The organism is Citrobacter sp. EC_71, assembly GCF_019584005.1.
Classification (GTDB): domain Bacteria; phylum Pseudomonadota; class Gammaproteobacteria; order Enterobacterales; family Enterobacteriaceae; genus Citrobacter; species Citrobacter werkmanii.
Genome location: NZ_VDAY01000008.1, coordinates 178262 through 198098, shown reverse-complemented (window position 1 = coordinate 198098; position 19837 = coordinate 178262). Strand labels below are relative to the sequence as shown.

General features: G+C 54.1%; 16 protein-coding genes. 4 read left to right on the top strand and 12 right to left on the bottom strand.

Going from position 1 to position 19837, the window contains the following annotated elements; translation table 11 throughout:
• Positions 1-252 precede the first annotated feature (252 nt).
• Genes bioD through bioB form a run of 4 tightly spaced genes read right to left on the bottom strand, consistent with a single transcriptional unit; the run spans position 253 to position 3877 of the window.
• Positions 253-951 carry a dethiobiotin synthase gene (gene bioD, locus FHD02_RS11340; RefSeq protein ID WP_137361553.1) on the bottom strand — a complete coding sequence of 233 codons (699 nt, stop codon included), beginning with the start codon at positions 949-951 and terminating at the stop codon, positions 253-255.
• Complete coding sequence (gene bioC / locus FHD02_RS11335; protein ID WP_137371037.1) at positions 944-1699, bottom strand: malonyl-ACP O-methyltransferase BioC; 756 nt, start codon at positions 1697-1699, stop codon at positions 944-946. Before bioC ends, bioD begins: the two co-directional genes overlap by 8 nt.
• A complete protein-coding gene (gene bioF / locus FHD02_RS11330; RefSeq protein ID WP_220393877.1) occupies positions 1683-2840 on the bottom strand; it encodes an 8-amino-7-oxononanoate synthase in 1158 nt (385 codons plus the stop codon). Before bioF ends, bioC begins: the two co-directional genes overlap by 17 nt.
• Entirely contained in the window at positions 2837-3877 is a 1041-nt protein-coding gene (gene bioB / locus FHD02_RS11325; RefSeq protein ID WP_042309634.1) for a biotin synthase BioB, read from the bottom strand. Before bioB ends, bioF begins: the two co-directional genes overlap by 4 nt.
• Positions 3878-3953: 76 nt before the next feature.
• On the opposite strand from bioB, the gene bioA reads away from it, so the two are divergent.
• Together bioA and FHD02_RS11315 are read left to right on the top strand one after the other, a co-directional pair.
• A complete protein-coding gene (gene bioA, locus FHD02_RS11320) occupies positions 3954-5243 on the top strand; it encodes an adenosylmethionine--8-amino-7-oxononanoate transaminase (RefSeq protein WP_220393876.1) in 1290 nt (429 codons plus the stop codon).
• A gap of 57 nt (positions 5244-5300) precedes the next feature.
• Entirely contained in the window at positions 5301-5777 is a 477-nt protein-coding gene (locus tag FHD02_RS11315) for a kinase inhibitor (RefSeq protein ID WP_038639028.1), read from the top strand.
• A gap of 96 nt (positions 5778-5873) precedes the next feature.
• Here FHD02_RS11315 and hutH read toward each other — a convergent pair whose 3' ends face one another.
• The 5 genes from hutH to hutI all read right to left on the bottom strand — a co-directional run bounded on the left by hutH (position 5874) and on the right by hutI (position 12186).
• Positions 5874-7394: a histidine ammonia-lyase gene (gene hutH / locus FHD02_RS11310; RefSeq protein ID WP_220393875.1), complete on the bottom strand. Its 1521-nt coding sequence runs from the start codon at positions 7392-7394 to the stop codon at positions 5874-5876.
• Between the two features lies 1 nt (position 7395).
• On the bottom strand, positions 7396-9081 hold the full coding sequence (hutU, locus tag FHD02_RS11305) for a urocanate hydratase (RefSeq protein ID WP_137361556.1): 1686 nt from the start codon (positions 9079-9081) through the stop codon (positions 7396-7398).
• 137 nt (positions 9082-9218) lie between these two features.
• On the bottom strand, positions 9219-9938 hold the full coding sequence (locus tag FHD02_RS11300) for a histidine utilization repressor (protein ID WP_061381925.1): 720 nt from the start codon (positions 9936-9938) through the stop codon (positions 9219-9221).
• An 86-nt stretch (positions 9939-10024) separates the two neighbouring features.
• On the bottom strand, positions 10025-10966 hold the full coding sequence (gene hutG / locus FHD02_RS11295; protein ID WP_137350186.1) for a formimidoylglutamase: 942 nt from the start codon (positions 10964-10966) through the stop codon (positions 10025-10027).
• Entirely contained in the window at positions 10963-12186 is a 1224-nt protein-coding gene (gene hutI, locus FHD02_RS11290; RefSeq protein ID WP_137371043.1) for an imidazolonepropionase, read from the bottom strand. Before hutI ends, hutG begins: the two co-directional genes overlap by 4 nt.
• 224 nt (positions 12187-12410) lie before the next feature.
• On the opposite strand from hutI, the gene FHD02_RS11285 reads away from it, so the two are divergent.
• Positions 12411-13694, top strand: a complete 1284-nt coding sequence (locus FHD02_RS11285) for a putative acyl-CoA thioester hydrolase (RefSeq protein WP_047025540.1) — start codon at positions 12411-12413, stop codon at positions 13692-13694.
• Positions 13695-13789: 95 nt separating this feature from the next.
• Here the strand turns inward: FHD02_RS11285 and FHD02_RS11280 are convergent, their stop codons facing one another.
• The 3 genes from FHD02_RS11280 to FHD02_RS11270 all read right to left on the bottom strand — a co-directional run bounded on the left by FHD02_RS11280 (position 13790) and on the right by FHD02_RS11270 (position 18683).
• Positions 13790-16051, bottom strand: coding sequence for a hydratase (locus FHD02_RS11280; protein ID WP_137371044.1), 2262 nt, complete (start codon positions 16049-16051; stop codon positions 13790-13792).
• A gap of 63 nt (positions 16052-16114) precedes the next feature.
• The gene (locus tag FHD02_RS11275) at positions 16115-17548 is read right to left on the bottom strand and encodes an anion permease (protein ID WP_220393874.1); all 1434 of its coding nucleotides are present in this window, start codon (positions 17546-17548) and stop codon (positions 16115-16117) included.
• Between the two features lie 82 nt (positions 17549-17630).
• The gene (locus FHD02_RS11270) at positions 17631-18683 is read right to left on the bottom strand and encodes a 4-oxalomesaconate tautomerase (protein ID WP_220393873.1); all 1053 of its coding nucleotides are present in this window, start codon (positions 18681-18683) and stop codon (positions 17631-17633) included.
• Positions 18684-18861: 178 nt separating this feature from the next.
• On the opposite strand from FHD02_RS11270, the gene FHD02_RS11265 reads away from it, so the two are divergent.
• On the top strand, positions 18862-19812 hold the full coding sequence (locus tag FHD02_RS11265; RefSeq protein ID WP_137371046.1) for a LysR family transcriptional regulator: 951 nt from the start codon (positions 18862-18864) through the stop codon (positions 19810-19812).
• Positions 19813-19837: the final 25 nt, after the last annotated feature.

Below are 19837 nucleotides of genomic sequence, written 5' to 3'. Positions count from 1 at the left end.
ACATTGTGTTTTCTAACCCTAATACACAAGGTTATCCACAGGAATAGTGGATAACTGCCTCCAGCCCGTGTGGACTGTAGCCTGGCAAAAACGCACTGACTCTCTTTTCCGGGGGGATAAAAAAAATTATCGCTATTTTTTGATATTTATCAGCTAACGAGGCGGTCAGGGAGAGCCGAGATCTTGCTCGCATTTTCACCATATTCTTGTCCGCGTACTGCAATAGCGACCAGCGTTATTTCCCGCCTCGATTCAACCGGCTGATGCCGTCAAAGACAAAATGCTCAGATCGAGATAACGTCCGGTCGATGCCTGCTCAGGATCTTCTGCCAGCCAGGGAATTTCCCCCAGCATAGGTGCTGGAATCACGCGCTTCAGCGTCGCCATGTATTCCGCATGACGTTTGCCGGGCGGCGTCACATCATTGGCTACCCATCCGGCAAGCGTCAGTCCGGCCTGCTGCACCGCCTGGGCGGTCAGAATGGCGTGATTGATGCAGCCGAGCTTAACGCCAACCACCAGAATCACCGGCAACTGCTCCGTTTTGACCCAGTCGGAAAAACTCAGCGTTGGCGAAAGCGGCGTAAACCATCCCCCTGCCCCCTCCACCAGTACCCAGTCAGCTTGCGCTTCAAGCGTGCGTAAACCCGCAGACATCACGGAGGCCAGAATGGGGCGACCTTCGTCGGCGCTGATGATATGCGGCGAGGTGGGTTCGGCGAAGGTGTAGGGGTTAATCGCCGCATAGTCCGCCGCCACAACGCTATTGCGTTGTAATGCCAACGCATCGCTGTTTCGCAGGCCATCAGCCGTCATTTCACTGCCTGACGCCACCGGCTTGTAGCCGACGGTTCGCAACCCCAGCTCTCCCGCAGCCTGAAGCAACGCACAGCTGGCGATAGTTTTACCGACTTCGGTGTCCGTCCCGGTGACAAAATACGTTTTAGTCACGTTGAATTACTCCTAAAAAAAGATGGTAGGTCAGCGGGTATTTCCCCTGCTGACAGGGCCAGGCTAACTGTAGCTGGCGCAGCTGAGCGCGCGTCAGCACACGCTGCTCGCGCCCATCATGCAAATGCGTCGCGCCGATGCCTTTTAGCGAGCGCATAGCACTCAGCGCATCATCAAACCACAGCGTGACGGCATGAGACTGGTATTCAACATCCCAGTCATACAGGGCGTTTTCCAGTTGTTCCACGGGCAAAAAACGGTTGGCATGCTCCCGATCGTCAACCGCCTGCCAGGCCTGACGAAGTTCCAGCATCGAACCCTGCGCCAGGGTACTAAACGCCACCGTCCCGCCAGGACGCACCACCCGGTAAAGCTCGCTTAACGCGCCGCGCAGGTCACTACACCACTGTACGGCCAGATTACTCCAGGCCAGGTCAAAGCTCGCGGTTGCCTGCGGGATGGCTTCGATATCCGCCAGTAGATAGTGATGGGCGACATCGTGACGCTGCGCTTCAGCCAGCATTTGCGATGACAGATCCAGCGCGCAAACCTCGCTCCCCTGCTCGCGCCAGTAGCGACTCATACGCCCCGGCCCACAGCCCGCATCCAATACCTGCGAGAACGTACTGCCATCCAGTAGCGCCAGTAACGCATCGGTACTCTGACGCTGTAGCTCTGCGTGTTGTTCATAGTGAGTGGCAGCGCGGCCAAACGCGGCGGCAATCGCCTGTTTATTGACCTGCGCCATGCAACACCTCCAGTAGACGATCGATATCCTGCACCTCATGTGCCTGCGTCAGCGTCAGCCGTAATCTGGCCGTACCGGTGGGCACCGTCGGCGGGCGAATTGCCGTCACCCAGCATCCCTGTTGCCGTAGCGCATCCGCCAGCTGCAAGGCTTTATGGTTATCGCCAACAATCAGCGGCTGAATAGCACTGGCAGAATTCGCCAGCGTTAAGCCCGCCGTATTCACCCCAGCGCGAAAACGCTGGATCAGCATCGCTAACTTTTCCCGGCGTTCATCGCCTTCACGGCTGCGGATCACCGCCAGCGCGGCGCGCAGGGCCTGAGCCTGTGCCGGAGGCATACTGGTGCTGTAGATCAGATGGCGGGCAAACTGCAACAGATAGTCGGCCACGCTGTCAGAACACAGGATTGCCGCGCCGCTGACGCCAAATCCTTTACCAAACGTCACCACTAACAGTTCGGGTTTCACCTGCTGTCGCCAGCAGGAGCCGCGCCCTTCTGCACCGGTTACGCCAACGCCGTGCGCATCGTCCACCAGCAGCCACGCACCGTGTCGTTCCGCCGCCGCGTGGATTTCAGCGAGCGGCGCGCTGTCGCCATCCATGCTGAATACGCCTTCAGTGACCACAAGCTGCTGCCCCGGACAGGGGACAGTCAGCAGACGATCCAGATGTTGCGGATCGTTATGGGTAAAGCGACGTAAAACAGCCGGGCTAAGGCTGGCGGCCTCCAACAGCGAGGCATGGCTAAGCCTGTCGGCGACAATGCGATCGTCTTTTTCCATCAATGCGGCTATCACCGCCTGATTAGCGGCAAAACCGGAGATAAATAACAACGCCCGCGAATAGCCCAGCCACTGCGCCAGCTCTTCTTCCAGCGCCTGGTGAGCCACGGAATAACCGCTGACATGACCCGATCCGCCGCTGCCGACGCCAAAACGTTCAGCTCCCTGCTGCCACGCGCAGATAATCTGCGGATGGTGGCTTAAGCCAAGGTAGTCGTTGCTGGAGAAATTCAGATACTGGCGGCCGTCGGTCTGCAACCAACGACCGGCGCCCTGAGTCACCGCATAGCGCCGACGCCACGCATCAGCGCAACGACGCGCCGTGAGCGCATCGTCAATTTTTTGCTGCCAGGTCATACGGTTGCCGCGTTGTAGTAATCGTCGGTATCCGGGGTACGCAGCGCCTGCTCCAGACGTTGTTGCTGTTCGTTATCCCCCGCCAGCACCGCCGTTTGCTGCGGGTTGAGACCCAGCTTGCGGAACAACAGCAAATCTTTATCTTCATTCGGGTTCGGCGTGGTCAGCAATTTGCAGCCGTAGAAAATCGAGTTAGCCCCGGCCATAAAGCACATCGCCTGGGTTTGCTCGTTCATCTGCTCGCGCCCGGCGGAAAGACGCACGTAAGAGGTTGGCATCATGATGCGCGCCACGGCGATGGTACGGATGAAATCAAACGCGTCGACGTCGTCGTTATCCGCCAACGGCGTGCCCTTCACTTTCACCAGCATGTTGATCGGCACGCTTTCCGGCGGCGTCGGCAGATTGGCTAATTGCAGCAGCAGACCGGCGCGATCGGTGACCGTTTCGCCTAATCCGACAATACCGCCTGAGCAGACTTTAATCCCGGCTTCACGCACTTTATCCAGCGTATCCAGACGTTCCTGATAAGACCGGGTGGTGATGATATTGCCGTAAAATTCCGGCGAGGTGTCGAGGTTATGGTTGTAGTAATCCAGACCCGCATCGGCCAGGCGCTGGGCCTGGGTTTCGTTGAGCGTGCCCAGCGTCATACAAGCTTCCAGCCCCAACTCTTTCACGCCCTGAACCATCTGTTCCAGGTAAGGCATATCGCGCTCGTGCGGGTTCTTCCACGCCGCCCCCATGCAAAACCGCGTTGAACCGGCCTGCTTCGCTTTACGCGCCGAGTCCAGTACCTGTTCCACTTCCATCAGGCGTTCCGTTTCCAGACCCGTTTTATAGCGGGAACTTTGCGGACAATATTTGCAGTCTTCCGGGCAGGCGCCGGTCTTAATCGACAACAGCGTACTGACCTGTACCTGCTGCGGATCGAAGTGCTGACGATGAACCTGTTGCGCTTCAAACAGGAGATCAAGCAGTGGTTTTTCAAATAATTCGGTGACTTGCGACATTGTCCAGCGAGAAGAATGAGCCATATTGGTATACGTTTCGTTGTCAGTTTGGTGTAGACTCGTAAACCTAAATCTTTTTAATTTGGTTTACAAGTCGATTATGACAACGGACGATCTTGCATTTGACCAACGCCATATCTGGCACCCTTACACCTCCATGACCTCCCCGTTGCCGGTTTATCCGGTGGCGCAAGCCGAAGGTTGCGAACTGGTTTTAGCCAGCGGTGAGCGGCTGATTGACGGCATGTCGTCCTGGTGGGCGGCGATCCACGGTTACAATCACCCGCAGTTGAACGCCGCAATGAAAACGCAGATTGACGCTATGTCGCATGTGATGTTTGGCGGCATTACCCATGCCCCGGCCATCACGCTATGTCGCCAACTGGTGGACATGACGCCCGAAGCGCTGGAGTGCGTTTTTCTCGCAGATTCAGGTTCGGTCGCCGTGGAAGTGGCGATGAAAATGGCGCTGCAATACTGGCAGGCTAAAGGGGAATCTCGCCAGCGTTTCCTGACATTTCGTAACGGTTATCACGGCGATACCTTCGGCGCGATGTCGGTCTGCGATCCCGACAACTCGATGCACAGTCTGTGGAAAGGGTATCTGCCGGAAAACCTGTTTGCACCTGCGCCGCAAAGCCGCATGGGCGGCGAGTGGGACGAACTGGACATGGTGCCTTTTGCCCGCCTGATGGCCGCGCATCGTCACGAGATTGCGGCGGTGATCCTCGAGCCAATTGTGCAGGGCGCTGGCGGCATGCGCATGTACCATCCTGAGTGGTTAAAGCGTATCCGTAAGATGTGCGACCGGGAAGGCATCCTGCTGATTGCCGATGAGATTGCCACCGGATTTGGCCGCACCGGCAAGCTGTTTGCCTGCGAGCACGCCGATATTACGCCGGATATTTTGTGCCTCGGCAAAGCGTTAACCGGCGGAACGATGACCCTTTCCGCGACCCTGACCACCCGCCTGGTCGCAGAAACCATTAGCAATGGCGAAGCGGGCTGCTTCATGCACGGCCCGACCTTTATGGGCAATCCGCTGGCTTGTGCCGTCGCCTCCGCCAGCCTGTCGCTTCTCAACACCGGCGAGTGGCGCTCGCAGGTCGCGGCCATTGAAGCACAGTTGCGTGCAGAACTCGCTCCGGCGGCGGACTCCTGTTGGGTCGCCGACGTACGCGTGCTCGGCGCAATCGGCGTGATAGAAACCACCCAGCCGGTAAATATGGCGGCATTACAGAAGTTCTTTGTTGAACAGGGCGTGTGGGTCCGACCGTTTGGCAAGCTGATCTATCTGATGCCACCGTACATTATTCAGCCCGAGCAGTTGCGCCGCCTGACTCAGGCCGTCAATGAAGCTGTGCGCCATGCAACATTTTTTAGCGATTAATCAGCGGTAAGCTCTACGGTTTCTGGCTACACTTTTTGGCTAACGAGAGGAGTCAGTATGAAACTAATCAGTAACGATCTGCGTGATGGGGAGAAGCTTGGGCATCGTCACGTCTTTAACGGCATGGGATATGACGGGGATAATATTTCCCCGCATCTGGCATGGGATGATGTGCCCGCCGGGACTAAAAGCTTTGTCGTGACCTGTTACGATCCTGATGCGCCCACCGGCTCCGGCTGGTGGCACTGGGTAGTCGTAAATCTGCCTGCGGATACCCGCGTTCTCACGCAAGGCTTCGGCTCCGGGCTGGTTGCACTGCCGGACGGGGTGATTCAGACCCGTACGGATTTTGGTAAAGCCGGTTATGGCGGCGCAGCGCCGCCGAAGGGGGAAACTCATCGCTATATCTTTACGGTTCACGCACTGGATGTAGAGCGTATTGATGTCGATGAGGACGCCAGCGGCGCGATGGTTGGATTTAATGTTCACTTCCACTCGCTCGCCAGCGCCTCGATTACGGCGATGTTTAGTTAAGTGCTGTTGTGCCGGATGTCGGCTTCGCCTTCATCCGGCCTATAAAGCAGACCGTAGGCCTGATAAGACGCGTCAGCGTCGCCATCAGGCATTTCTCTACAGAAATTCAGGCAGCAATTTCAGCAACGTTCCTTGCGCTAACAGTTCAGTCGCACACTCAATATCCGGGGCGAAAAAGCGATCCTGCGTATAATGGGCAACCCGCTCGCGTAGCGCCTGGCGCGCTTGCTCGAGCAATGGACTTGAGGTTAACCCTTCGCGCAGGTCGATCCCCTGACACGCCGCCAGCCACTCGACGGCAATCACGCCGCGCGTATTCGCCGCCATCTCCCACAATCTGCGACCCGCCGCAGGCGCCATAGAGACATGATCCTCCTGATTGGCGGATGTCGGTAAGCTGTCTACGCTATGCGGATGCGCCAGCGCTTTGTTCTCGCTCGCCAGCGCGGCAGCCGTCACCTGAGCAATCATAAAGCCGGAGTTAACTCCGCCATTTTTCACCAGGAAAGGCGGCAGTTGCGACATGTGTTTATCCATCATTAACGCAATGCGTCGCTCCGATAACGACCCGATTTCCGCAATCGCCAGCGCCAGGTTATCCGCCGCCATCGCCACGGGTTCAGCATGGAAGTTGCCGCCGGAAATCACATCACCTTCTTCGGCAAACACCAGCGGGTTGTCGGAAACCGCGTTGGCTTCAACCAGCAGGACATCCATCACCTGGCGCATTTGTGTCAGACATGCCCCCATCACCTGCGGCTGACAGCGCAGAGAATACGGGTCCTGCACTTTTTCACAGTTATGATGCGACTGCGAAAGCGCACTGGAATCCGTCAACACATGACGGTACAGCGCCGCGGCGTCAATCTGTCCGCGTTGTCCTCGCGCGGCATGAATCCGCGCGTCAAACGGACGACGAGAGCCTAGCACGGCTTCGGTGGTCATCGCCCCGCACACCGTTGCGGACGCAAACAGCTCCTGAGCTTCAATTAGCCCACGCAGCGCAAAGGCCGTCGAAGCCTGGGTGCCGTTGAGCAGCGCCAGCCCTTCTTTCGCTTCCAGCGTTATCGGCTCCAGCCCGGCCTTTTTCAGCGCTTCGGTCGCCGGGAGCCATTCCCCCTGCCAGCGCGCCTTCCCTTCGCCCAGCAGCGTCAGGGACATATGTGCCAGCGGTGCCAGGTCACCCGATGCTCCTACGGAGCCTTTCGCCGGGATCAGGGGATACACCTCGGCATTCACCAGCGCAATCAGCGCTTCAATCACGCTCAGGCGAATACCGGAAAAACCGCGTGCCAGGCTGTTGATTTTCAGCACCATAATCAGACGCACCATCGCGTCGTCCAGCGCCTCGCCGACGCCAGCCGCATGGGAAAGCACCAACGAGCGCTGTAAATTCTGCAAATCTTCTGTGGCGATACGGGTCTGGGCCAGCAGTCCAAAACCGGTATTAATACCGTATGCTGTACGGCCTTCAGCGACAATGTTATTGACGCAGGCGACGCTTGCGTTAATGGCGTCAATCGCGCTGGCATCAAGGCTTAGTTGGACCGGTTGCTGCCAGATGTCGCGGAGCTGTGCAAAAGTCAGTTGGCCCGGCGTTAATGTCATGGTATTCATCTCAGCGTTTCCCCTGCGTCGCAGCAACCATCGGCAAATTCAATCCTTCTTCGACAGCACATTCCACCGCAATATCATACCCGGCGTCAGCGTGGCGCATCACCCCAGTGGCCGGATCGTTATGCAATACCCGGGCAATACGCGCAGCGGCTTCATCAGTGCCATCACAAACAATGACCATCCCGGCATGCTGGGAGAACCCCATTCCCACTCCGCCACCGTGGTGCAATGACACCCACGTCGCACCGCTGGCGGTGTTCAGCAGCGCATTCAGCAGCGGCCAGTCGGATACGGCGTCAGACCCGTCGCGCATGGCTTCGGTTTCGCGGTTCGGACTGGCAACGGAGCCGGAGTCCAGATGGTCACGGCCAATAACAATTGGCGCGGACACTTCGCCGCTGCGCACCATTTCATTAAACGCCAGCCCCAGCTTCTGACGCCATTCCAGGCCGACCCAGCAGATACGCGCCGGTAAGCCCTGGAAGTTAATCCGCTCACGCGCCATATCCAGCCAGTGATGCAGGTGTTTATCGTCAGCCACGATCTCTTTCACTTTGGCATCGGTTTTATAAATATCCTGCGGATCGCCAGAAAGCGCCACCCAGCGGAACGGGCCAATGCCACGACAGAACAGCGGTCGAATATACGCTGGCACAAAGCCGGGGAAATCAAAGGCATTTTCCACGCCCATCTCTTTGGCCATCTGGCGAATGTTATTGCCATAATCAAACGTCGGTACGCCCATTTTGCTAAATGCCAGCATCGCTTCAACATGCGTTGCCATTGAGCGTTTTGCCGCCTGCACTGTACCCTGCGGATCGGACACCGCTTTCGCCTGATACTCTTCCCAGCTCCAGCCGGACGGCAGATAACCATGCAGCGGATCGTGGGCGCTGGTCTGGTCGGTCACCATATCCGGGCGCACACCACGTTTCACCAGCTCCGGCACAACGTCGGCGGCGTTCGCGCACAGCGCAATGGAAACCGCTTTACCCTCACGGGTGTACTTATCGATACGCGCCAGCGCATCGTCCAGCGATGTCGCCTGCTCGTCCACGTATCGGGTACGCAGACGAAAATCAATGCGGCTTTGCTGACATTCAATGTTCAGCGAGCATGCGCCCGCCAGCGTCGCGGCTAACGGCTGCGCCCCACCCATCCCGCCCAGCCCGGCGGTTAGCACCCAGCGTCCGCTCAGGTTACCCTGATAATGCTGACGCCCGGCCTCAACAAAGGTTTCATACGTCCCCTGCACGATGCCCTGACTACCAATGTAGATCCAGCTCCCGGCGGTCATCTGACCGTACATCGCCAGTCCTTTGGCATCCAGCTCGTTGAAGTGCTCCCAGGTTGCCCAGTGCGGAACCAGGTTAGAGTTAGCAATCAGTACACGCGGGGCGTTGTCATGGGTTTTGAACACACCGACCGGTTTACCCGACTGGACCAGCAGGGTCTCATCGCTCTCCAGTTGCGTCAGCGCATTAACGATGGCGTCGTAACATTCCCAGTCACGCGCGGCGCGGCCAATCCCGCCGTATACCACCAGCTCATGCGGATTTTCCGCCACGTCGGGATCCAGGTTGTTCATTAACATGCGCAGCGGCGCTTCGGTCAGCCAGCTTTTGGCCGTTAAGGTGGTGCCACGCGGGGCACGAATATCCTGCTGACGATATTTGCTATGGGACATGACAGAAAACTCCTCGCGAACGTCGGATAGATAAGTAACATATACTTGTCTATACAAGCTGCTGCAAGGGTGGCTTTAACAATTAAGATACATTTTTATTATATTGCGTCAGCAATCACGGTTTTGGTATCCCGACATCAGGACATAAACCGTCCTTGTAGGCGATAGCGGGAACCCGGAAACAGCAAACGGGCATGAGAGACAATGGATGACGCGGACCAGGTTTTGCGGCGGATCAGCAAGCAGGGATCGTGTTCTTTGATATTCAGCAACGCGCACTCTTCAGCACTGGCGCGTACCGCTTCGACAATGTGCTCACCTTCCGTTAAAGGGGCGATCAGCGACAGGTAAGCGTGCGGCGTGGTCTGGCTGTAATCCTGCGCCAGATACTCCGGTACAATCTCCGCATTCACACAGCGATCTTCAATTTGTACCGGCAAATCGTTCTCGTAGTGCACCATGATGGAGTGAAAAATGGGGGTGCCTTCTTTAACGTTTAACACCAAAGCCTGCTGCGCATTTGCCTGAGTTCTTTCCAGCGTCAGAACTTCACAACGGTGCTGATGCTGACGCGCGTTGATTTCATCCGCAATGCTGCGAATTTCAAACAGCGCAGACTGACCTTTTGGCTCGGCGACAAACGTCCCCACCCCCTGCAAACGTACCAGCAACCCCTCATCCGTTAACTCGCGCAGTGCCCGATTGATGGTCATTCGGCTAAAACCATACTGTGCCACCAGCTCTGCCTCAGACGGGATACGATCGTGAGCTTGCCAGATGCCGCTGGCAATTTTTTCGCTGATCTCCTGTTTTACCTTTTCGTAAAAAGGGGCCGGAGCAGAACGGGATGGGAGCATGCGTGTGCCTTCCTTAAGCTGAAATGTGAATGGGTATAGTTTACAGACATTACCCGAACCTGATAAGCGTAACGCCCTCAGGCATGTCAGTGCCACCAGTGCGCGATTTGCCAGCCTAATCGCGCCGCAACGCGTGCCGCTCTGCCATCATCGTCAAAGCGTGGATTAAATTCAACCATATCCACCGCCTGCAGTTTACCGCTACGACAAAGGGGTTCAATCAGCCCCAACAGCGTCGCCAACGGTACGCCCAGCGCAGCGGGCGCTGACACCGCGGGCATTTCCCAAACCGGCAGCACGTCAAGGTCGATAGTCAGATAGATGACATCCACGCCAGAGGCAAACTGCGCCAGCTGGGCCTGTGCCGAATCACAGTGCAAATCTTCCACCACGGTGACACCGAGCCGCTGCGCTTCATCCCACAGTGCCTGGGTATTTGCCGCCCGACTGACGCCGATACAGGCATAGTGAAATCCGCGCTGCTGTTCATCGCAAAGGTGCGCCAGCTGGCGAAACGGCGTACCGGATGTGGCCTGGTCGGCATGACGCAAATCAAGATGCGCGTCGAGATTGATGATGCCCACTTTTGCCTGCGGGAACGCATCCAGCACGCCAGCGCCATGCGCAAACGCGGTTTCGTGCCCTCCCCCCAGTACCAGGGTACGCATATTCTCCTGCTGACAGCGCTGTACCGCCTTGCGTAGCGCCTGCTGAGCGCCCTCAAGATCGGGGGCCTGCGCCACAATATTACCCAGATCCACCAGCCGCTGATGCCCGTCGTGACTGGCTAAATTCGCCAGCGCTTTACGTAGCGCGTCTGGCGCTCCGGCGGCTCCCGTACGCCCCTGATTACGTTTAACGCCTTCATCACAGGCAAAACCAAGCAGTGCTATCTGCTCAGAGTACATTTCCGGGGAGAACGCCGGACTCAGCGTAATGGTCTGAAACAGGCGCAGCGCAGTCGGCGACTCGGCGCGGTCATCTCGCCCCTGCCATAGCGCAGGAGACGCAGGTTGCCAGTTAGTCATGCAGGTTGTCCTTTGAATACACGTTGGTAGAGCGGGTTACGCCCAGGCTCATAGAGGATCTCGACCGGGAGTTCGGCATCCCACACCACAAAATCGGCCACAAACCCGGCCTTCAATTGACCGTGAGTGGCATGACGGCCCAGCGCCCGGGCCGCATGACGGGTGACGCCAGCCCACGCTTCTTCCGGCGTTAAGCCAAACTGGACGCAAGCCATGTTCATCGCCCAGTGCAGACTGATAAACGGACTGGTGCCAGGGTTGAAGTCGGTCGCCACCGCCATCGGCACCTGATATTGCCGTAACAGCTCTACCGGCGGACGCTGTTGCTCTTTGAGGAAATAGAAAGCGCCGGGCAACAACACCCCAACCGTACCGCTTTGGCTCATCGCCGCCACGCCCGCTTCATCAAGATATTCAATATGGTCGGCTGATAAACCGTGGTAGCGGCTCACCAGTTGGGCGCCGCCGAGCAATGACAGTTGTTCAACATGCGCTTTGACCGGGATGCCCAGCGCCTGTGCGGCCTGAAACACCCGCTCACTCTGCGCCAGCGTAAAACCGACGCTTTCACAGAACAGATCGACGGTCTCGAACAGCCCTTGTTCCCACAACCGCGGCAAAATAGTCTCGCATACCAGCGTAATATAGCCGTCAGGATCGCCCTGGTATTCCGCCGGGGTAGCATGCGCGGCCAACAGCGTGGGGCTTATTTCGACGGTGTTTTCCGCCGCCAGCGCTGCCACGACCCGTAATATTTTCTCTTCTGTCTGCAAATCCAGACCATATCCAGACTTTATTTCCAGTAGCGTAACGCCTTCTTTGATTAACCTCTCCATTCTCTGATGCGCTATATGAAGAAGTTGTTCATCAGTGGCGCTGCGGGTCGCCGACACGGTGGCATTAATACCGCCCCCCTGGGCGCTTATCTGCTGGTAGGAAACACCGTTAAGCCGCTGCTCCCATTCACCTGCGCGATTCCCGCCAAAGATCAGGTGCGTATGGCAGTCGATCAGGCCAGGGGTAACCAGCCGGCCCTGCATATCAAAGGTATTGTCATGTGTGAGGTATAACGAAGACTCCGGCACAATAGCGCGAATCTTACCCTGGCGGACGATCAACGCATATCCATCCACCAGCCCATACGGGTTATCACGTTCAGGATCCATGGTCGCCAGGCGAACATTGCGCCAGATAACATCATCAGGGAAGAATTGCTGCATTTGACTCACCACTTGTCATAGGTTGTATAGACATTTATTTTTGATTCTGCGGATGTTGTCAACCTGAAGGACCATAATTGTTATCTATTTGTGATATAAGGTCTCTCCGCGCCGGGCATTACGGCGATAAAAAAGAACTTTTTACCTTTTAACCTTCCCGTTTCGCTCAACTTAGTATAAAAAAGCAGGCTTCAATGGATAACTTTCAAAGCCCGGAGCAACCTGTGAACATATCATCAGTTTCCCGTCTGGCGCTGGCAATGGCTTTTGGCGTGACGCTGACCGCCTGTAGCTCTACACCGCCCGATCAAATTCCTTCCGATCAGACCGCGCCAGGTACCGCTTCGCGCCCGATTCTGTCGGCCAATGAAGCAAAAAACTTCGTCGCCGCGCACTATTTTTCCGCGCTGACGCCAAATACCGCGCCATGGAGCCCCTCTGCTATTACTTTACCCGCGCAGCCTGACTTTGTCGTTGGCCCGGCAGGCACCCAGGGCGTGACGCATACCAGCATTCAGGCTGCGGTTGATGCGGCAATCATCAAACGTACCAACAAACGTCAGTACATCGCGATCATGCCGGGTGAGTATCAGGGCACGGTCTATATTCCGGCAGCGACGGGTAGCCTGACGCTTTATGGTACTGGTGAAAAACCGCTGGATGTGAAAATTGGCCAGGCCATTGACGGTGATATGAGCACCGCTGACTGGCGTCGTACGGTGAACCCAGGCGGTAAATATATGCCGGGCAAACCTGCGTGGTATATGTTTGATAATTGCCAGAACAAGCGCGGCACGAATATTGGCGTGATGTGTTCGGCGGTCGTTTGGTCGCAAAATAACGGTCTGCAATTGCAGAACCTGACCATCGAAAACAACCTCGGTGATAGCGTTGATGCAGGAAACCATCCGGCCGTCGCCCTGCGTACCGATGGCGATAAAGTGCAGATCAACAAGGTCAACATCCTGGGCCGTCAGAATACCTTCTTCGTGACCAACAGCGGCGTACAAAACCGTCTGGAAAACGATCGCCAGCCGCGTACGCTGGTGACGAACAGCTACATTGAAGGCGATGTGGATATCGTGTCTGGTCGTGGCGCGGTGGTATTCGATAACACCGATTTCCGCGTTGTGAACTCCCGTACCCAGCAGGAAGCTTACGTGTTTGCACCGGCTACCCTGTCAAACATCTACTACGGTTTCCTGGCTATCAATAGCCGCTTCACGGCAAGTGGTGATGGCGTGGCGCAGCTGGGCCGCTCGCTGGATGTTGATTCTAACACCAATGGACAGGTGGTTATTCGCGACAGCGTGATTAACGAAGGCTTTAACATGGCGAAGCCGTGGGCTGACAGCGTTATCTCAAAACATCCATTTACCGGTAATACCGGGGCGGAAGATGATAAAGGCGAAATCCAGCGCAACCTGAACGACACCAACTTCAACCGCATGTGGGAATACAACAACCGCGGTATTGGTAGCAAAGTGGTTGCAGAACCTAAGCAGTAAACGTCATCCCCTTCTGTAGGCCCGGTATGCAGATTTGCGCTACCGGGCAATGTGCCGGAGGGCGGAGAAAACCGCCATCCGGCCTACAGGTCGCTTTACGCCAAACGCGCTTTGTTAAAGTTAATCAAACTCCCTGCCTTAATAATTTCACGCTCTTCTACGGTCAGACTTTCCATATACAAACTGATTTCACTCACCGCACCATCATCATGAAGGACGTACGCTTTGATCGTGTTACTGCATTGATCCAACGCGTGTCGGATTCCGGGAATGTAGATGTAGTCCCCGACCTCAAAAGTTGGTTTCTCGGTCATTTGTAGCGGCAACATACCCCAGTTGATCACATTAGAGCGGTAACGCTTAGTGGCATATTCCTGGGCGATGTTCGCCAATCCGCCAATCACTCGCTGACAGCTTGCCGCCTGCTCGCGTGCGGAACCATCCCCAGGCTTCACGGCGTACACCATGCTGCCAATCTCAGTGTCCAGCGGTTGCACATTTTCGTGACCAGCTATCTGTCGGATGCGTTCGAAGACTGGCACCAGTTCACTGATATCACCTGAGAGGCGCCTTTTTTCCAGCTCAGCAGTGGCTTTACTTCTCGCCACATACCCGGGATCGCGTCGGGAAAGCGTAAATTCCGCCAATCCCAAAGGATTAGAGCGATATGAAGAGGTTTCTCCGGACGGTATCAGCTCATCCGTCGTCGTCACGTCATCAAGGATCTTTGAGGCCACTTTCAGCAGAATATTTTGCGTAAGCGCCCCCATTTCCGGCCAGTCTTTGATATTGGGGCCATAAATTAACGGCTGCTGCGTGGCCCCTTTGACATACCCCTGATAAACGCGGCTTTTATAAGGCGCAGGGTTAAACGCATAGTCCGGCACCTTATCCCAGCAGTCCAGTTCGGTCGCGGCGGTGAGGTATCCTCCACGGGCCGCCGTCGCCGCTATCGAACGCGCATCCATCAGCGCAACAGCGGACATTTGCCCATTGCCCGGTTTCGAACCTTCACGGTTAGGGAAGTTACGCGTGGTATGGCGGATGCTAAGCCCGTTGTTGATTGGCGTATCACCCGCGCCGAAGCAAGGACCGCAGAAAGCGGTTCTGATGATCGCACCTGCGCCGAGCAGATCCGCAACGACCCCTTTCTGCGCTAAATCCATAAACACCGGCTGTGACGAGGGATAAACGGCCAGCGAGAAAGCATCGCTGCCGCAGGATTGACCGCGTAATGCCTGCGCCGCAGCAATGACGTTTTCATAGTTGCCTCCCGAGCAGCCGGCAATGATCCCCTGCTGTACTTTTAATCGACCATTTTCCACTTTATCCAACAGCGACAGGCTGGCTTTACCCTGTGCAATACGCGCAGATTCAATTTCGATCTCGCGCAGAATATCCGTCAGATTTTCATTGAGCGTAGCAATCTCATAGACATTACTTGGATGGAAGGGCAGCGCGATCATCGGTTTAATCGCACTAAGGTCAACATAAATACAACCATCGTACCAGGCCATTGGCTGCGGGGTGAGCTGACGATAATCTTGTTCACGGCCATGTAATGCCAGCCAACTGCGAGTCTCGTCATCCGTCTGCCAGACGGAGCTCAGGCAGGTGGTTTCGGTGGTCATCACATCCACACTGTTACGGAAATCCGTTGAGAGATGACTGATGCCAGGGCCAACAAACTCCATGACTTTATTTTTGACGTAGCCATTTTTAAACACTGCGCCGATAATCGCTAATGCGACATCCTGTGGGCCTACGCCCGCCGCAGGCTTACCGGTCAGATAAACGGCAACCACGCCGGGATAATCAATATCCCAGGTATCGTTTAACAGCTGTTTGACCAGCTCCCCGCCCCCTTCTCCCACAGCCATTGTGCCTAATGCGCCGTAACGCGTATGGCTGTCTGAGCCGAGGATCATTTTTCCGCCACCTGCCATCATTTCACGCATATATTGATGGATGACGGCAATATGTGGCGGTACAAAGATACCGCCATAACGCTGCGCCGCTGACAGACCAAACATGTGATCGTCGCCGTTGATGGTTCCGCCTACCGCACATAATGAGTTATGGCAGTTAGTCAGTACATACGGCAGCGGAAAACGCTCCATACCCGAGGCTTTTGCCGTCTGAATAATACCGACAAAAGTAATATCGTGTGAGGTTAATGAATCAAACTTGATTTTAAGTTTGTTCATGTCTGCGGAAGTATTATGCGCAGAAAGAATCGACCACGCGATAGTTCCTTTTTTCGCCTCTTCTTTACAAATATATTCAGGCAAATTTTCCTCAGCGATAATTTCATTATTACCGGAGAGGTAAATTCCTTTCTCATAAAGTTTAATCATTAGATACTCCACATTGCTGTGCTCTGAACAGAGCACAGACAACCAATGAACGATGTAATTTAATTAGACCAGGTTCCAGCCAATCAACATATTCCACCACCAGATCCCCAGCGTAATATGGACCAGGAACGTTAAGAACGTCAGCATTGCACCAACCAGCCACCACGATTTGATATCGTTATATCCGACACCAAAAATGACCGGTCCAGCAGCGCCACCATAATGGGTGACCATTCCGCCATACGAGTTAGAGAAGAGTAATGCCAGCGCGGTTAACATCAGCGGTGCGCCGGAGACATTCGCCAGCATGGCAAACACCGGCATCATCGCCACAATATAGGCGCTGCCTGAGGCAAAGAAATAACGAACGATAATACTCAAAAAGAGAATAACAAAGAACGCAACGTTACCATGATTGCCAAAGTCGAGGTTATTTTTGAAGAGTTCAGCTAACCAGTCAAAAAACTTCACTTTTGATAATAATGAACTTAAGCCGATAATACCGCCGTACCAGATTAAGGTATTCCAGCCACCCTTATTTTTAACGACATCATCCCAGGTTACGACACCTAACAAGAGCATCATACCCATTACGACAATAGCCACCGTTGATTCATCAACGCCGAGCGTTTTACTGAAGATCCATCCCAATAGCGCGAGGACAAAAATGCCCAGCAGCATTTTTTCTCGCACCTTCATGGGCCCCAAATCCTCAAGCCCGGCCTTGGCGATAGTTTTGTTATCAACCTTTTTGATTTCAGGTGGATACATAAAATAGATGACTAACGGCGTCGCCAGCAACATAACCAGGCCTGGCAAACTCGCAGCAAGCGCCCACCCACCCCAACTCAGTTGCAAGTGGCAGATATCATTGATCATCTTCAATGCCAGAATATTGCCTGCCATCGCGGTAAAAAACATATAGCTGGTTGTTTTGGTCACCATATAGACCGTCATCATCAGATAGTGGCCTACACGTCGTGGGCTTTTGTCTGGTTCAGAACCCAACGCCACCGCCACGCTATTGATGATGGGTAATACGATTCCTCCTGCTCGCGCGGTATTTGACGGTGTGGCCGGGGCCAATACCAGGTCAAGAAACACGGTCACATAGCCAAGACCAAGCGTGGTATTGCCTATTTTACCGATCAGGATATAAGCAATGCGCTTGCCCAACCCCGTAGTCACAAAGGCGGCGCTTAAGGTAAATGCCGAGAAAACCAACCACGTGGTGCCGGAAGCATAGCCGCTCAACACACTGCTGGTTTTCAGTACCCCGTAGCCTAAATTGCCGACAACCACCATTGAAGCGGCAACGGCAATTAATAACACGACGGGTTCAGGAAAAGGCTTGATCACCAGTCCGACAATGGCGGCAAGATAAATACCAAACAGCACCCATGCCAGTTCACTTAATCCCGCTGGCGCAGGAATAAATCCTATAATACAGGGGATGACTAATATTAATATTAGCTTCCATAATGACTTAACGTTCATTTTTGAATCCTGGATAATCTGTACAGGTCATACAGAATGTTTCTCGATTTTCCGTAATCACAGCAAAATGAGGTCAATGCTGTCAGGGAAGATAAACGTCACCAGCGAAAATTTTTCTGGCGGTACGAATAACCGAAGCCCGGATGGTAGAAGGTTCGTCTCCCTCATTAGTTAAATAAATATCAAGAACGCCGCCAGGATGTTCGATAGTGATATTTCCATACTGTGCACCTGCCGTTACCTGACGCGTGACAGTACCGTTAATGGCACAACTGCTGGCGATAGCTATCGCCCCGGTAATCGCCAGTGCTTTATGGCATGAGTGCGGCATAAAATAACGAACATTAATTGCGCCGCCATTTTGCGCCGCAGAAATGAGAATGGGTTTTGGGATCACCTTATTACTGACATCACCCAGCCCCATCGCCTTACCAGCCTGTAAACGAATAGACTCAATACGCGATAATAATTCGCTGTCGGCATCCAAATTTTCCGGTAACTCATATCCGGTTTTTCCCAGATATTCGGCAGGGATAATTACCACTGGCGTCGCCATATCCATACAGGTAACAGGAACGGAGTCGATATAATCGATCTGCTGTCCCGTCGGAAAAATATGTCCAGTTTTCGAGCCCGCGGCATTGAGAAACGTCAGCGCAATAGGGGCGGATGTTCCCGGTACACCATCAATTCTTGCGGTTCCTTCATACTCAACAGCACCGTGCGGTGTCTGGATATCAGCTTCGATAAAGGTGTTGGTGTTCACATTGCGAACACGCACGCGGGTGGTCGGCGCGGAAGCGGTAATCAGCCCCTTTTCAATAGCAAACGCGCCAACGGCGGAAAGCATATTGCCACAGTTCGGCGTGGTATCGACCCGTTGTTCATGTACCAGTACCTGCGCAAATAAATAATCGATATCAGCACCAGGATCGTTTGAACGGCTGACAATGGCCACTTTACTGGTTAACGGATTGCCACCGCCAATACCGTCTATTTCCAGCGCATTGCCCGAACCCATAATGCCAATCAATACTTCATCACGCAGCGTTTCTTCTTGCGGCAGGTCTTGTGCTAATAAAAATGCGCCTCTGGAGGTTCCTCCGCGCATCATAACGCAAGGTATTTTTTTCATAATAATGCTCTCAATGTTATTTCCACTCAGTACATGGTTTCATGCCATGAATTGGGTGGCTAATGACTTTGTTGGCATGATTAGTGATTTATTTTTATTAATGAGAGTTAGAAAATGCAGATACACTGGGTACATTCATCAAAGGTAGGGGATCCCCCTGATATTGTCCGGAGTCAGAATGAAACACGAGCTATCGAGCATGAAGGCATTCGTCACGCTGGCAGAATCCGATTCGTTTAACAAGGCTGCAAACTTACTTAATATTACGCAACCTGCATTAACGCGCAGAATTAAAAAAATGGAAGAGTATTTACATACTCAGCTCTTTGAAAGAACCACTCGCAAAGTAACATTAACAAAAGCGGGGGAAATGTTATTACCTGAAGCCAGAAAATTAATCAGAACGCTAGATGAAACTATATTTAACATTAGTGAAATAAATACTCATCATCACGGAATGGTGACATTATCTTGTATTCCCACCGCGGTATTCTATTTTTTACCGTTGGCGATAGGGAAATTTAATGAACGGTATCCCAACATCAAAGTGCGAATTATTGAACAAGGTACGAATAATTGTATGGAATCCGTACTGTGTAACGAGGCTGATTTTGGAATAAACATGAACAACATCACAAATTCCTCTATCGAGTTCACACCTCTGGTTAACGAACCGTTTGTTCTGGCCTGTCGGCGCGATCATCCGCTCGCGAGTAAGCAATTGGTTGAGTGGGAAGAGTTGCTGAATTACAAATTGATAGGCGTTCGATCCTCAAGCGGTAACCGATTGCTGATTGAACAACATTTGGCCGATAAGCCATGGAAATTGGATTGGTTCTATGAGGTTCGCCATTTGTCGACGTCACTGGGGCTGGTTGAGGCCGGGCTTGGCGTTTCCGCGTTACCGGGACTTGCAATGCCACAGACGCCGCATCCCACGCTGATAGGGATCCCGCTGATTGAACCAGTCATCAGACGCACTATGGGAGTTATCCGCCGAAAAGATGCGGTTCTCTCACCGCCCGCTGAACGCTTTTTCTCCCTGCTGCTTAATTTATGGGCTGACCACAAAGATAGCCTTTGGAAATCTGTTGCCGAACTCCAGGAAAGTGTACCGCGGCTTAAATAAGCATAAAAAAATCCGCAACCTGTAA

Coding starts and splice junctions, on each gene's coding strand:
- bioC (WP_137371037.1), bottom strand. CDS start 1,699: ATGGCGCAGGTCAATAAACAGGCGATTGCCGCCGCGTTTGGCCGCGCT.
- bioF (WP_220393877.1), bottom strand. CDS start 2,840: ATGACCTGGCAGCAAAAAATTGACGATGCGCTCACGGCGCGTCGTTGC.
- bioB (WP_042309634.1), bottom strand. CDS start 3,877: ATGGCTCATTCTTCTCGCTGGACAATGTCGCAAGTCACCGAATTATTT.
- bioA (WP_220393876.1), top strand. CDS start 3,954: ATGACAACGGACGATCTTGCATTTGACCAACGCCATATCTGGCACCCT.
- FHD02_RS11315 (WP_038639028.1), top strand. CDS start 5,301: ATGAAACTAATCAGTAACGATCTGCGTGATGGGGAGAAGCTTGGGCAT.
- hutH (WP_220393875.1), bottom strand. CDS start 7,394: ATGAATACCATGACATTAACGCCGGGCCAACTGACTTTTGCACAGCTC.
- hutU (WP_137361556.1), bottom strand. CDS start 9,081: ATGTCCCATAGCAAATATCGTCAGCAGGATATTCGTGCCCCGCGTGGC.
- FHD02_RS11300 (WP_061381925.1), bottom strand. CDS start 9,938: ATGCTCCCATCCCGTTCTGCTCCGGCCCCTTTTTACGAAAAGGTAAAA.
- hutG (WP_137350186.1), bottom strand. CDS start 10,966: ATGACTAACTGGCAACCTGCGTCTCCTGCGCTATGGCAGGGGCGAGAT.
- hutI (WP_137371043.1), bottom strand. CDS start 12,186: ATGCAGCAATTCTTCCCTGATGATGTTATCTGGCGCAATGTTCGCCTG.
- FHD02_RS11280 (WP_137371044.1), bottom strand. CDS start 16,051: ATGATTAAACTTTATGAGAAAGGAATTTACCTCTCCGGTAATAATGAA.
- FHD02_RS11275 (WP_220393874.1), bottom strand. CDS start 17,548: ATGAACGTTAAGTCATTATGGAAGCTAATATTAATATTAGTCATCCCC.
- FHD02_RS11270 (WP_220393873.1), bottom strand. CDS start 18,683: ATGAAAAAAATACCTTGCGTTATGATGCGCGGAGGAACCTCCAGAGGC.
- FHD02_RS11265 (WP_137371046.1), top strand. CDS start 18,862: ATGAAACACGAGCTATCGAGCATGAAGGCATTCGTCACGCTGGCAGAA.